The organism is Kribbella sp. CCNWLW201, assembly GCF_037203805.1.
GTDB lineage: Bacteria > Actinomycetota > Actinomycetes > Propionibacteriales > Kribbellaceae > Kribbella.
Genome location: NZ_JBBCBQ010000001.1, coordinates 110,150 through 123,485 on the forward strand (window position 1 = coordinate 110,150; position 13,336 = coordinate 123,485).

13 protein-coding genes are annotated in these 13,336 nt (G+C 67.9%); 12 read left to right on the forward strand and 1 reads right to left on the reverse strand.

Features of this window, described 5'->3' with window-relative positions; all coding sequences use genetic code 11:
• The first annotated feature begins 174 nt into the window (after nucleotides 1-174).
• Both V9K99_RS00505 and V9K99_RS00510 read left to right on the forward strand, forming a co-directional pair.
• On the forward strand, nucleotides 175-1,320 hold the full coding sequence (locus V9K99_RS00505) for an ROK family transcriptional regulator (RefSeq protein WP_337008137.1): 1,146 nt from the start codon (nucleotides 175-177) through the stop codon (nucleotides 1,318-1,320).
• A 36-nt stretch (nucleotides 1,321-1,356) separates the two neighbouring features.
• Entirely contained in the window at nucleotides 1,357-2,034 is a 678-nt protein-coding gene (locus V9K99_RS00510) for a GNAT family N-acetyltransferase (RefSeq protein ID WP_337008135.1), read from the forward strand.
• On the opposite strand, the gene V9K99_RS00515 is transcribed toward V9K99_RS00510, so the two are convergent.
• Nucleotides 1,978-2,520: a CGNR zinc finger domain-containing protein gene (locus tag V9K99_RS00515; protein WP_337008133.1), complete on the reverse strand. Its 543-nt coding sequence runs from the start codon at nucleotides 2,518-2,520 to the stop codon at nucleotides 1,978-1,980. The genes V9K99_RS00510 and V9K99_RS00515 overlap by 57 nt on opposite strands.
• Nucleotides 2,521-2,680: 160 nt before the next feature.
• On the opposite strand from V9K99_RS00515, the gene alr reads away from it, so the two are divergent.
• The 10 genes from alr to V9K99_RS00565 all read left to right on the forward strand — a co-directional run bounded on the left by alr (nucleotide 2,681) and on the right by V9K99_RS00565 (nucleotide 13,335).
• Nucleotides 2,681-3,838, forward strand: a complete 1,158-nt coding sequence (alr, locus tag V9K99_RS00520) for an alanine racemase (RefSeq protein ID WP_337008131.1) — start codon at nucleotides 2,681-2,683, stop codon at nucleotides 3,836-3,838.
• Nucleotides 3,835-4,800 carry a D-alanine--D-alanine ligase family protein gene (locus V9K99_RS00525; RefSeq protein ID WP_337008129.1) on the forward strand — a complete coding sequence of 322 codons (966 nt, stop codon included), beginning with the start codon at nucleotides 3,835-3,837 and terminating at the stop codon, nucleotides 4,798-4,800. The genes alr and V9K99_RS00525 overlap by 4 nt, the downstream gene beginning before the upstream one ends.
• Nucleotides 4,797-5,426 carry a M15 family metallopeptidase gene (locus V9K99_RS00530; protein WP_337008127.1) on the forward strand — a complete coding sequence of 210 codons (630 nt, stop codon included), beginning with the start codon at nucleotides 4,797-4,799 and terminating at the stop codon, nucleotides 5,424-5,426. Before V9K99_RS00525 ends, V9K99_RS00530 begins: the two co-directional genes overlap by 4 nt.
• A 71-nt stretch (nucleotides 5,427-5,497) precedes the next feature.
• A complete protein-coding gene (locus tag V9K99_RS00535) occupies nucleotides 5,498-5,992 on the forward strand; it encodes an NAD(P)H-dependent oxidoreductase subunit E (protein WP_337008125.1) in 495 nt (164 codons plus the stop codon).
• A complete protein-coding gene (locus tag V9K99_RS00540) occupies nucleotides 5,989-7,512 on the forward strand; it encodes a formate dehydrogenase beta subunit (RefSeq protein WP_337008123.1) in 1,524 nt (507 codons plus the stop codon). The genes V9K99_RS00535 and V9K99_RS00540 overlap by 4 nt, the downstream gene beginning before the upstream one ends.
• 76 nt (nucleotides 7,513-7,588) lie before the next feature.
• The gene (gene fdhF, locus V9K99_RS00545) at nucleotides 7,589-10,402 is read left to right on the forward strand and encodes a formate dehydrogenase subunit alpha (RefSeq protein WP_337008121.1); all 2,814 of its coding nucleotides are present in this window, start codon (nucleotides 7,589-7,591) and stop codon (nucleotides 10,400-10,402) included.
• Nucleotides 10,399-10,623: a formate dehydrogenase subunit delta gene (locus tag V9K99_RS00550; RefSeq protein WP_337008119.1), complete on the forward strand. Its 225-nt coding sequence runs from the start codon at nucleotides 10,399-10,401 to the stop codon at nucleotides 10,621-10,623. The genes fdhF and V9K99_RS00550 overlap by 4 nt, the downstream gene beginning before the upstream one ends.
• A gap of 23 nt (nucleotides 10,624-10,646) precedes the next feature.
• Entirely contained in the window at nucleotides 10,647-11,906 is a 1,260-nt protein-coding gene (locus V9K99_RS00555) for a molybdopterin molybdotransferase MoeA (protein WP_337323619.1), read from the forward strand.
• The gene (gene fdhD, locus V9K99_RS00560; protein ID WP_337008115.1) at nucleotides 11,894-12,733 is read left to right on the forward strand and encodes a formate dehydrogenase accessory sulfurtransferase FdhD; all 840 of its coding nucleotides are present in this window, start codon (nucleotides 11,894-11,896) and stop codon (nucleotides 12,731-12,733) included. Before V9K99_RS00555 ends, fdhD begins: the two co-directional genes overlap by 13 nt.
• Nucleotides 12,734-12,807: 74 nt before the next feature.
• The gene (locus V9K99_RS00565) at nucleotides 12,808-13,335 is read left to right on the forward strand and encodes a hypothetical protein (protein ID WP_337008113.1); all 528 of its coding nucleotides are present in this window, start codon (nucleotides 12,808-12,810) and stop codon (nucleotides 13,333-13,335) included.
• Nucleotide 13,336 lies beyond the last annotated feature (1 nt).

Here is a 13,336-nt window from a genome sequence, read left to right on the forward strand (position 1 = left end):
TACTTCAAGAAGAATTGGGTACTTCGGCAGAACTTGGTCCGCATTGCCTTTGATTTGTCGACACATGCGGACTGTGGGGTTGAGCTTGACGCCGGGGCTTGTGCGGCCAGAACCGCGGACCGGGTCACGTCCCGGCGTCCAACCCGCCTTCGACACTCTCGTTACGCTGTTCGCGTGGGCGAATGGCGACCGTTGACCGGTCCGTCACGGCAGGTGGCACTGGAGATCCTGCTGGACGGACCGTTGTCGCGCGCCGAACTGTCCCGCCGGGTGGGGCTGTCACCGGGCAGTCTGACCCGCTTGACCAAGCCGATGGTGGAATCCGGCCTGCTCGTCGAGGTGACCGCCGGACCGACGGACGCCCGGGTCGGCCGCCCGTCACAGCCGCTCGACCTCGATCCGGCCGCGCACCATTTCGTCGGCATCAAACTCACCGGTGACACCGCGATCGGCGTCCTGACGACGCTGCGGGCCGAGGTGATCGCGAGCACCGAGCGCCCGCTGACCGATCACACTCCGTCCGCGGTGGCCCGGCTCGTCCTCGAACTGGCCGACGACCTCGCCGTACAGGTGCCCGGGGAGCACCCGATCACCGGCCTCGGCGTGACCGTGGGTGGTCGGGTGACGGACAGGTCCGAGGTCCGCTGGGGACCGTACCTGAACTGGGTCGACGTACCGCTCGGCGAGATTCTCGCCGACGACACCGACACCCCCGTCGTGGTCGCGAACGATCTCAACGCGCTGACCGAGGCGACGCACTGGTTCGGCGCCGGCCGCGGCTCCGACCGCTTCGTGCTGCTGACGATCGGGGCCGGGGTCGGATACGGCCTCGTCATCCACAACCGGACCGTCGACAGCCCCGACACGAGCATCGGCCTGATCGGCCATCACCCCTTGCTTCCGGACGGGCCGCGCTGCGATCGCGGTCACCACGGGTGCGCACTGAGCCTGCTGACCGTCGGCGCCATCACCGAGCAGGTCGGCCGCGCGCTCGGCCGGCCGGTCGACTACGAGGAATGCCTCGACCTGGCCGCCAAGGGTGACGTCGCGGCGTACCCGGTGGTCAGCAGGGCTGGCCGCGCACTGGGCCGGCTCATCGCGGCCGCCGCGAACTTCACCATGCCCGAACTGGTGGTGCTCGGCGGCGAGGGCGTCCGGCTCGCCGAGGTCGCCCACGACGAACTGCTCGCCGGCCTGCACGCCGACCGCCACCCGTCCGCTGCGGAACTCCCCATGGTGCTGCAGCCCGCCGACTTCACCGAGTGGGCCCGCGGCGCCGCGGTCGTGGCCATCCAGACGTTCGTTCTCGGACGGCAGTAACTGGCTATTTTCGATTAAGCAGTTACACTCGGGGCCATGAGTGAGCTGTTGAGGCGGTGGGTCGAGGGCTGGCGGCTGTGCCGGGGATTGGGTCCGGTGATCGAGTACGACGACGCGTTGGCCGTCGTACTGCGGTTGCCGGGACGCGAGCGGGAGCTGTTCGCACTGACGGACGAGCCCGCGGTCGTGGACCGGCTGGCGGCCGGGACGGTCGAGGATGTCTGGCTGACCGTGACCACGCAGGACGGTGACGGGGTGGCGCGACGGCTGGCGGAGGCCGGGCTGGCGCCGTTCGTGGAGCAGAAGATGCTGATGTCGATCGAGCTGCGCGATCACCCTCAGCCTGCGACCTCGTCGTACCAGCTGGAAGTCACCTCGGACGGGCCGCTCGAGTACGTGCGGATGCTCGCGGCCGACGGCACGGTGGCGGCTCGCGGCATGATGTCGATTGTCGACAATGACGTGGTGATGCACGACATCCAGACCGATCCGGCGCATCGGCGGCGCGGCCTGGGCAGTGTGGTGATGGGCGCCCTGAGCCGGCGCGCGATCGAGCGCGGCGCCGAGTCGGGTCTGCTGATGGCAACGGTGGAAGGCGTCCACCTCTACCGGAAGCTGGGCTGGTTGCCGGAAGCAACCATGGTGACGGCGAAGGGGTCAGGCGCTGCGGGCTCGGTGGGCGGCGACCTTGGTGCGGTTCTGGCAGGCCGTTGAGCAGAACCGCTGCGTGCGGTTGCGGGTCGAGTCCAGGAACAGGTCCTCGCACCGCGTCGCCTCGCACCGGCGCAGGCGATGGACGTCGTCGCTGCCGAGCAGCATGGCGGTGGCGGTGGCAAATTCCGCGATCCATCCGGTCGATTCGTCCGGATCCCCGAAGTGCAGGTGCCACGGCGTGCCTTCCTGCCTGGTCAGCTGTGGGGTCGCCTTCGTGGCCCTGAGCAGCTCGTTCACCACCTGAACCGCCGCGTCGACGTCGCCTTCGGGGAGGTGGCCGAGAGCGTCGTACAGGCGCCTGCCGCCGGGCGCGAACGCCGCGACATCGACCTCGACCTGCTGGTTGGTGGTCAGTCGCAGTACGGCGTGGACAGCGGCCGCGTCCGGCTCAGTCGCCGGACGGCCCTGGCGCCAGGTGGATCCGAAGGCGTTGCCCAGTGCGATCGCCGCCACCAGCGACGCCTTCAGATGTTCCGTGGCTTCCACCCAGCCAGTATCCCCGGTCACCGGAGGAGAAAAGTTCGCCGGGCGGGGAGATCTCGTTCATCTGGATGACCGGTGTCATACCAGGGTCGTATCCGCGGGCCGGGCACATCCGTCCGCGAACCGATGAAGTCGGTGGTTGCCGGAAACAACAATGACCGACATGAACCTGGTCCAGAGCCCGTCCCGCCCCCGCCCGGCAGCTTGTGGGACGGTCACCCGGCCGATCGCCGGCCTGTCGGAGGCGGTGGTCGACCTCTCGGCGATTCGCGACAACGTTCACACCTTCCACCGGCTCGCCGGACAGGACATCCTCGCCGTGGTCAAGGGGGACGCCTTCGGCCACGGCGCCGTACCGGTGGCTCGTACGGCCGTCGAGGCCGGCGCGACGTGGCTCGGCGTCGCCCGCGCCGACGAGGCGCTGCAACTGCGCGCCGCCGGGCTGACCGCGCCGATCCTGACCTGGCTGTACGACGCCGCCGAACTCATGCTGCTCGGCGATGTCGACGTGAACGTGAGCGTCTCGACGATCGCCGAACTGCAGCACGTGGTCTCCAACCCGTCGGTCCACCACGTTCATCTGAAGCTCGACACGGGCTTGCATCGATCCGGCAGCGCGCCCGATCAGTGGATCGAACTCACCCGGGCCGCCGCACACTGCGAAGCACTCGGCGCCCTCACGGTCCGCGGCATCTGGTCGCACCTCTCCCACGGCGACTCACCTGATGCGGTCCAGAGCCGTCGGCAGTTGCAACTGCTCCGCACCGGCGTCGCCCTGGCTCGACGGGCTGGTCTGCGGCCCAGCGTCGTACATCTGGCGAACTCGGCCGGAGCGATCACCCTGGATGCGCCCGACTGCGATCTGGTCCGGATCGGCGCCGGGCTGTACGGCATCGACGAGCTGGACATCGGGTTGCGGCCGGCGATGCGGCTGATGAGCAAGCTGGCCCAGGTACGGCGGATCCGCGCAGGCGAAGGGGTTTCGTACGGACATGACTTCACCGCGGATCGCGACACGACCGTGGCGCTCGTCCCGCTCGGGTACGCCGACGGCATTCCGCGCGTCACCAGTGGACGGGCGAGTGTGCTGTGCCGAGGTGTCCGGATGCCGGTGATCGGGCGGATCGCGATGGACCAGTTCGTCGTGGATGCCGGCGATCTGCCGGTCGATGCGGGTGAGCCGGTGACGATCTTCGGCGACGGCTCGCGGGGTGAACCCACCGCCGACGACTGGGCCGACTGGGCCGGAACCATTCCGCACGAGATCTACTGCGGTATCGGATCCCGGGTGCCCCGCCGGTACGAGGAGGCAGCTCGATGAAGGTCGCGGTCGTGATGGGCGGCGCGAGCCCCGAACACCAGGTGTCCCTGTCCAGCGGTCGCGGCATCCTCCAGGCGATCACCCTCCTCGGCCACACCGCGATCCCGTTGGTGATCGATGCCGAGGGCAACTGGGTGGACGGTCAGCACGAGGCGATCGAGATCATGCAGGCCTGTGACGTCACTGTCCCGGCCCTGCACGGTGAGGGCGGCGAGGACGGAACGCTGCAGGGATTCCTGCAACACCTGAAGATTCCGTACGTCGGCAGCGGCGTGGCAGCCAGTGCGGTCGGGCTGGACAAGCACCTCACCAAGGCCGTCCTCAAGGCTCACGGCATCGCGGTCACGCCCGGGGTCACGCTGCGCGGATCGGATCTGACCGACACCGAGGCCGCGATGCAGACGGTCAAGGCGGCCGGCCTGGACTTTCCCGTCTTCGTGAAACCCGGCAACGGTGGATCCAGCTTCGGTGTGGCCCGGGCGACCAACCTGCCGTCGTTGTCACATGCGATCGCGGAGGCCGCCGTACTCGATCCGCATGTGCTCGTCGAAAAAGAGATGGTTGGGCGGGAGATCGACCTGGCTGTGCTGGAGTTCCCGGACGGGCGGGTCGAGGTGGCACCGGCGTTGGAGATCCACAGTGATCCGGACCAGCCGTTCTTCAACGCGACTGCAAAGTACGACAGCATCGCCACCCGCTTCGTCGTACCGGCGCCGCTGGATCCGGCGCTGGCCGAGCGACTCCGGCGTACGGCGATCGAGGTCTTCGACGTCCTCGGCTGCGAAGGGCTGGCGCGGGTGGACTTCTTCGTGACGACGGACGGAGAGCCGGTGGTCAACGAGATCAACACGTTCCCCGGGTTCACGCCGACGTCGCAATTCCCGCGGATGTGGGCGTCGGCCGGGATGAGCTACGCCGAGGTGGTCGACACCTTGCTCCGTACGGCGGTGGCGCGCGGATGACCGTGCTGCTGAGCGACGACCGGATCACCCGGATCCCGGCGATCGAGAGTGGTGAACCGCTGGTCGATCTCTTCACGCGCGGCATCTCGACGCCGGACCGGCAGTTCGCCCGGGAGAGCGTCGCCGACCGGCTCGCGATGGCCGACGCATTCCTGCCGGCCGGCGTACGGCTGCAGGTCGTAGAAGGCCTGCGGCTGATCGAGAGCCAACAGGAGATCTACGACGGCTATCGCGCCGAACTCGAGCGGCTGCACCCCGGCATCTCTGATCACGACGTCCACGTGCTCGCGAGCCGGTTCGTCTCCCCGGTCGAGGTCGCACCGCATGTCGCCGGGGCCGCGGTCGACCTGACGCTGATCGGCGCGCACGGCCCACTCGACCTCGGTACGCCGATCGACGCGACGCCCGAGCGGAGCAACGGCGCGTGCTTCTTCGACGCGACCAACGTCAGCCGGGAAGCGCGGACGAATCGCGCCCTGCTGGCCGACGTACTCACCGCGGCCGGCCTGGTGAACTACCCCACCGAGTGGTGGCACTGGTCCTTCGGCGACCGCTACTGGGCATACCTGGAAGATCGCCCCAACGCCATCTACGGCCCGGCCTCGAGCCTTTCAACGCTGGTTTGATAGACGCTGCCTATCAGGTCATAGGCAGCATTGCTTTGACCCGGGGATCAGCGTCACGGAATGTTGTATACATGACGAGTGAGGTCGTGGCCACTGCCTCCGTCCCGGTTCCCGGGCGTGCCCAACGAGTGCGAGAAATAGCCACCGAGTTGCGAGGGCTCCGGGGCGCGCTGATCCCGATTCTGCATGCGATCCAGGAGGAACTGGAGTACGTCGACCAAGGGGACATCCCGGTCGTGGCCGACGTACTGAACATCGCCGTGGCCGAGGTCCATGGCGTCGTCACGTTCTACAAGGACTTCCGTCGTACGGCGGCCGGCCGGACCACCGTGGCGATCTGCCAGGCCGAGGCGTGCCGATCGGTCGGCGCGGTCGCGTTGGCCGAGCACGCCAAGGGCCGTACCGGGTGTGGTTTCGGCGAGACCACCGCGGACGGACGGCTGACGCTGGATGAGGTGTTCTGCTTCGGCAACTGCGCCCTCGGCCCGGCGGTCCAGGTCGGCGACAAGCTGCACGGACGGGTCACTCCGGCCCGGCTCGACGCGATCCTCGGGGAGGCACGATGACCAAGGTCTACGTCCCGAGGGACGCCGCCGCACGATCGGTCGGCGCCGACGAAGTGGCCGAGCGGATCGCCGCCGTCGGCGGTGAGGTGGACGTCGTTCGCACTGGTTCCCGCGGCATGCTCTGGCTGGAACCGATGGTCGAGATCGAGACGCCCGAGGGCCGGGTCGGCTACGGGCCGGTCGCGCCCGAGGACGTCGACGGGCTGGTCGCGGCCGGGATGCTGCGGGGCGCGGTCCGCGACATCGGGGCGTACCTCGGCCTGGTCGAGGAACTGCCGTGGATGAAGCGGCAGCAGCGACTCACGTTCGCGCGGGTCGGGGTGATCGATCCACTCTCCGCAGCGGACCATACGTCGTACGGCGGGAACAGCGGGCTACGGCAGGCGCTGTCGATGACCCCGGCCGAGGTGGTCGAGACCGTCGTCGACTCCGGGCTGCGGGGCCGCGGCGGCGCCGGGTTCCCGACCGGGATCAAGTGGCGGACCGTCCTCGGCGCGTCGTCCGATCTCAAGTTCGTTTGCTGTAACGCGGACGAGGGCGACTCGGGAACGTTCGCGGACCGGATGCTGATCGAGGGCGATCCGTTCACGCTGATCGAGGGGATGACGATCGCGGCGTACGCGGTCGGAGCGACTGAGGGGTACGTCTATCTGCGGTCGGAGTACCCGGATGCGGTCGCGACGCTGAAGGCGGCGATCGAGATCGCGCGCTCCGAAGGCTGGCTTGGTGCGGACATCCTGGGCTCGGGGATGACTTTCGACCTACATGTCAGAGTCGGTGCCGGCGCGTATATCTGCGGTGAAGAGACGTCGATGCTGGAGAGTCTCGAAGGTAAGCGTGGGACGGTCCGGGCGAAGCCGCCGATCCCTGCTCTGGAAGGGCTTTTCGGCCGTCCGACCGTGGTGAACAACGTGTTGTCATTGGCAACGGTTCCGACGATTCTCGCCAACGGTGCCGAGGCCTACGCGTCGTACGGGACCGGTCGATCACTGGGTACCAGCGTGTTCCAGCTCGGCGGCAACGTCGCTCGCGGCGGCATCGTGGAAACGGCCTTCGGAATCACGCTCGGCGAGCTGGTGAACGACTTCGGCGGCGGTACGTCGTCCGGTCGGCCGGTGCGCGCCGTACAGGTCGGCGGACCGCTCGGTGCCTATCTCCCGGTCGAGCAGTTCGACCTGCCGATGGACTACGAGGCGTTCGCCGCTGCCGGCGCGATGGTCGGGCACGGCGGGATCGTGGTGTTCGACGAGAGCGTGGACATGGCCGCGATGGCGCGGTTCGCGTTCGAGTTCTGCGCGGCCGAGTCGTGTGGAAAGTGCACGCCGTGCCGGGTCGGCGCGGTCCGCGGCGTGGAGACGATCGACCGGATCGTGGCCGGTGACGACCGGCAGAAGAACCTCGTGCTGCTCGACGACCTGTGCGAGTTGATGACCGACGGCTCGCTCTGCGCGATGGGTGGGCTGACGCCCATGCCGGTCCGCAGTGCCGTCCGCCACTTCGGAGAGGACTTCAGCAAATGAACGAGCGAAGCGAGTTCATCATCAAACACAGCCCCCCTCGAGTCTCATCCGCGCCCGGAGCGAAGCGAGGACGTGGATGAGCATGCTCAAGGAACCCGATTTCGGTACGCCGGCCCGCCCGGGCGCGGCCACTGTCTCGATAACTGTCGACGGCGTGAACGTCACCGTTCCACCGGGTACGTCGGTGATGCGCGCGGCCAAGGAGGCCGGGCTGGACATCCCCAAGCTGTGCGCGACCGACAGTCTCGAGGCCTTCGGTTCCTGCCGGTTGTGCGTTGTCGAGATCGACGGCGTCCGCGGTACGCCGGCCTCGTGTACGACGCCGGTCGCGGACGGGATGGTGGTCCGGACCCAGAACGAGCGGCTCGGCAAACTGCGTCGTGGCGTGATGGAGCTGTACATCTCCGACCACCCGCTCGACTGCCTGACCTGCTCGGCCAACGGCGACTGCGAACTGCAGGACATGGCCGGTGTCACGGGTCTGCGCGAGGTCCGTTACGGCTCCGGTGTCGACGCCGGCGCCAATCACCTGGACGCACCGACCGACACCTCCAACCCGTACTTCAACTTCGACGAGTCGAAGTGCATCGCGTGCTCCCGGTGCGTTCGGGCGTGTGACGAAGTACAGGGAACTCTCGCGCTGACGATCGAGGGTCGTGGTTTCGACTCCAAGGTCGCCGCAGGTGCGGGCGTTTCCTTCATGGAGTCGGACTGCGTGTCGTGTGGCGCGTGTGTGCAGGCCTGCCCGACCGCGACCCTGCAGGAGAAGTCGGTCATCGAGCTCGGCATGCCGACGCGGTCGGTCATCACGACGTGTGCGTACTGCGGTGTCGGCTGCTCGTTCAAGGCCGAGCTACGTGGTGACGAGCTGGTCCGGATGGTGCCGTACAAGAACGGCGGCGCGAACGAGGGCCACTCGTGCGTGAAGGGCCGGTTCGCCTTCGGGTACGCGAGTCACCCGGACCGGGTGCTCGAGCCGATGGTGCGGGACACGATCGCGGACGAGTGGCGGAAGGTCTCCTGGGAGGAGGCGATCGGCTTCACCGCGCGCCGGCTGCGGGAGATCCAGGCTGAGCACGGCCAAGGTTCGATCGGCGCGATCACCTCGTCGCGGACGACCAACGAAGAGGTGTACGCCGTCCAGAAGATGGTCCGCGCCGTCTTCGGCAACAACAACGTCGACACCTGCGCCCGGGTCTGCCACTCACCGACCGGGTACGGGTTGAAGCAGACCTTCGGCGAGTCGGCCGGCACCCAGGACTTCAAGTCGGTCGAGGAAGCCGACGTGATCCTGGTGATCGGCGCCAACCCGACCGACGGGCACCCGGTGTTCGCGTCCCGGATGAAGAAGCGGCTCCGCCAGGGCGCCAAGCTGATCGTCGCCGACCCGCGCCGGATCGACCTGGTCCGCTCGCCGCACATCGAGGCCGCGCACCACCTGCAACTGGCCCCGGGCACGAACGTCGCGGTGATCAACGCGTTCGCCCACGTCGTGGTCACCGAGGACCTGATCGATCGTCCTTTTGTCGACAATCGCTGTGAGGACTTCGACACCTGGGCATCGTTCATCGCCCAGCCCGAGCACAGCCCGGAGGCGGTCGCCGACATCACCGGCGTACCGGCTGAAGAGCTCCGAGCCGCGGCCCGGCTGTACGCGACCGGCGGCAACGCCGCGATCTACTACGGTCTCGGCGTCACCGAGCACAGCCAGGGCTCGACGATGGTGATGGGGATGGCGAACCTCGCGATGGCGACCGGCAACATCGGCCGGCGCGGTGTCGGCGTCAACCCGTTGCGCGGCCAGAACAACGTCCAGGGCTCCTGCGACATGGGCTCGTTCCCGCACGAGTTGCCCGGCTACCGGCACGTCTCGGACGACGGTGTCCGCGAGGTCTACGAGCAGCTCTGGGGTACGCCGCTGCTGAACGAGCCCGGCCTGCGGATCCCGAACATGTTCGACGCCGCGATCGACGGCTCCTTCCGGGCGCTGTTCGTCCAAGGCGAGGACATCGCCCAGTCCGACCCGAACACCCAGCACGTGTTCGCCGCACTCGGTGCGCTGGACCTTCTCGTCGTACAAGACTTGTTCGTCAACGAGACGGCGAAGTTCGCCCACGTGTTGCTACCGGGTACGTCGTTCCTGGAGAAGGACGGCACCTTCACCAACGCCGAGCGCCGGATCAACCGGGTCCGCCCGGTGATGGCGCCGCAGACCGGGAAGCAGGAGTGGCAGATCGTCTGCGAGATCGCCCAGCAGATGGGCTACCCGATGCACTACGACTCGGCCGCCCAGATCATGGATGAGATAGCCCTCACCACCCCCACCTTCATGGGGGTATCGTTCCGGAAGCTGGACGAGGTCGGCTCGATCCAGTGGCCGTGCAACCTCGAGCACCCGGACGGGACGCCGATCATGCACGAGGACGAGTTCACCCGGGGCAAAGGCAGGTTCATGGAGACCGTGTACGTGCCGACCAGCGAGCGGTCGACCCGGAAGTTCCCGTTGATCCTGACCACCGGGCGGATCCTGTCGCAGTACAACGTCGGCGCGCAGACCCGGCGGACGGCGAACGTCGCCTGGCATCCCGAGGACATCCTCGAACTGCACCCGCACGACGCCGAAGTCCGGGGCATCGAGAACGGCGACACGGTCGCGCTGTCCAGCAGGGTCGGGCGAACCACGCTGCGGGCGAAGCTGTCCGACCGGATGCCGGTCGGGGTCTGCTACACCACGTTCCACCACCCGGTGACCGGGGCGAACGTGATCACCACGGACAACTCGGACTGGGCGACGAACTGCCCGGAGTACAAGGTCACCGCCGTACAGGTCGACCTGCTGACCCAGCCGACCACGACCACCGCCGAACGAGAGTCGGTCGGTGCCCGATGAGTAGCACGCTCCCGCCGTACGTGCGGCTGGCGAACGAGATCGCGGCCCAGTTCGCCCACCGCGCCCCGGCCGACGCCGCAGCCGCGATCGCCAACCACCTGAAGATCGCCTGGGACCCGCGGATGAAGAAGGCCCTGATCGCGCACGTCGAAGCCGGCGCCGAAGACCTAGACCCAACAGCAGCCCTGGCCGCCCAGCAGCTCCAGGCGGCCTACAAGTGACCAGAGGTACCGAAGAACAGGAGGTGTTGCCCGGGTCCGCGGCGCTTGACGCTCAGGAGAGCGAGCCAGGGGGCGACTCTGCCGGACACCTCCTGTCCATCGGTACCGCCGGAACCGCCGGGCTGCCTTGGGACGTTGCCCGGCAGCTGTCGCATGCGGCCGGCGCACCGCTCAAGCCAGCGTCCAACGCTTTGAGTGACGCTGGTGGCCTTGTGCTGGCGGGTCCGCTTGTTTCGCCGGTTGCGGTGCCGCCGGTGGATCGGTCGGCGATGGATGGGTACGCCGTTTCTGGTGCTGGACCGTGGCGAGTCGTGGGGCAGGTGGGGGTGAGCTGCTCGGAATCCGTCGCGTTGACTGGTGGTGAAGCGTGCAGCATTACGACCGGTGCCGCGGTGCCGAGGGGCGCGACTTCCGTGATGCGCGACGAGGATGCCGTACTGGTTGGAGAATTACTGCAGGGGCCGAGTGAGCCAGGGCGGCATATCAGGCGTGCTGGTGAGGAATGTACGGCGGGTGAGGTATTGCTGCCCGCTGGAGTGGTGGTGGATCCGCCCATGCTCGGGCTCGCTGCGTCGCTCGGACTGAACCGGCTGACCGTGATCCCGCAGCCTCGCGTCGCTGCCTTCGTGACGGGTGATGAGCTGGTCAGAAGTGGCGCCTCGGGACCGGGTCGGGTGCGTGACGCGATCGGCCCGATGCTGCCGGGGCTCATCACGCGAGCAGGTGCTCAGGCTGCGCCGGTGGGGCATCTGCCTGACTCGCGCAACGAGCTCATTGATGCGCTGGTGTCAGCGGACGCGGACCTCATCATGGTGTCCGGCTCGTCGGCGTCAGGCCCGGCGGATCACTTACGGCCGGCGCTGTCGGCACTCGGTGCGGAGCTGATCGTCGACGGCGTCGCCTGCCGGCCCGGTCATCCGCAGGCCCTCGCCCGCTTCGACGACGGACGGCTGATTCTCGGCCTGCCTGGCAACCCCTTCGCCGCGTTGACGGCCTTCCTCACCTTGGGGGTCGCGGCGATCTTGCGGATGCGCGGCCTTCCCCTTCCTGCGTTGACGGTTGCGCCGGTACCAGGTGGGCTGGCTTGCCATCCGCGCAGTACCCGGCTCGTCCCCGTCCGCGTCACCGGACAAGGCGCCGTACCGGTGGGACATGGTGGTTCCGCGATGCTGCGTGGGGTGGCCGCGGCGGACGCGCTTGCCGTGGTGGATCCCGGTCCGGCGGAGGCGATCGCCGCCCGCCTGCTGCCACTCGATCCGGGAGCGCGACCATGGGGCGTCTGATCGCACGTCGTCCGGTACTGCGGCTCGGACCGAACGGCGACCGGACCCGGCCGGACTCGATCGCCGTCGAGGAACCACTTGAGCTCCGCGTCGACGGCAAACCGCTCGCAGTCACGATGCGCACGCCCGGTCACGACGTCGAGCTGGCCCACGGATTCCTGCACACCGAAGGCGTGATCGGCAGCGTCGACGACATCCGCGACGCGAGGTACTGCGACTCACGCGACGACGAAGGCCGCAACACCTACAACGTCCTCGACGTCGGCCTCGCGCCCGGTGTGCCAGCGCCGGTGACCGGTGTCGAGCGCAACTTCTACACCACCTCATCCTGCGGCGTCTGCGGTAAGGCCTCGCTGGACGCCGTACGCCTGAAAACGCGCTACTCCCCGGCCGACGACCAGGTCCGCGTCCCGTACGACGTCCTCGTCGGCCTCCCGGATGCGTTGCGCGCAAGGCAGCAAGTCTTCGACCGCACCGGCGGCCTGCACGCCGCAGGACTCTTCACCGCCACCGGCGAACTCCTCGTCGTCCGCGAAGACGTCGGCCGCCACAACGCCGTCGACAAAGTCATCGGCTGGGCCCTGCTAGGCGGCTTGATCCCGGCCCGCGGTCACATCCTGATCGTCTCTGGCCGCACGTCCTTCGAACTCGCCCAAAAAGCCGTCATGGCCGGCATCCCGATGCTAGGCGCCGTCTCCGCCCCGTCCTCGTTGGCCGTAGACCTAGCCGACGAATCCGGGCTCACCTTGGCCGGCTTCATCCGCAACGGCTCCATGAACGTCTACACCCACCCCGACCGCATCCGCCTCAAGCGCGCACCTCGGTAACGCACAGTGGTGCCGGGCCGATAGTGCAGGCAGGGGCTGGGCGCCGCGAAGTTCGTCGTTGGGGGTAGGGGTCCGTGGGATTGTTCTCCAGTAATGTCGCGTTCCAATTTCCGGATGCGGAGCAGATCGAAGTTCCGGACTACGTGCGGGACGGCTTGATCGATCCCGGCCGGCTTCTCCTGGAGTTGTACGAGAACACCGACAGCAGCGTGATCGGGCAGGTGCAGGCAGAGCTCGACCGCGTTCGGCGACCGCAGGGCGGCTATGACCTGGCCGGTGTGAAACATGACAAGCGTTCCGGCCCGCTTTTCCTGTTGGGCTGGATCACCTCCGGCGACTGGATAGCCGTCGAAGTCTGGGCGCAGCACACTTCTCTTCGCGGAGCACAGAAGAACGACGTGAAGACTCGAATCAATGCCATCGTCAAGAGCTACGGAATCCCGGTGGCGGCCACCTGGACGATCATGGCCTGGGCTTCGTCGGACCAGCGTGGCCCGAGTCTGGAGATCCTGAACGACCTGCTCGCCTCCAGCTACTACGACTGGCAGGGCAAGATCACGAACGGCATGGTCATCGACTCTTTCAAGAAGTGGAAACGGTGAC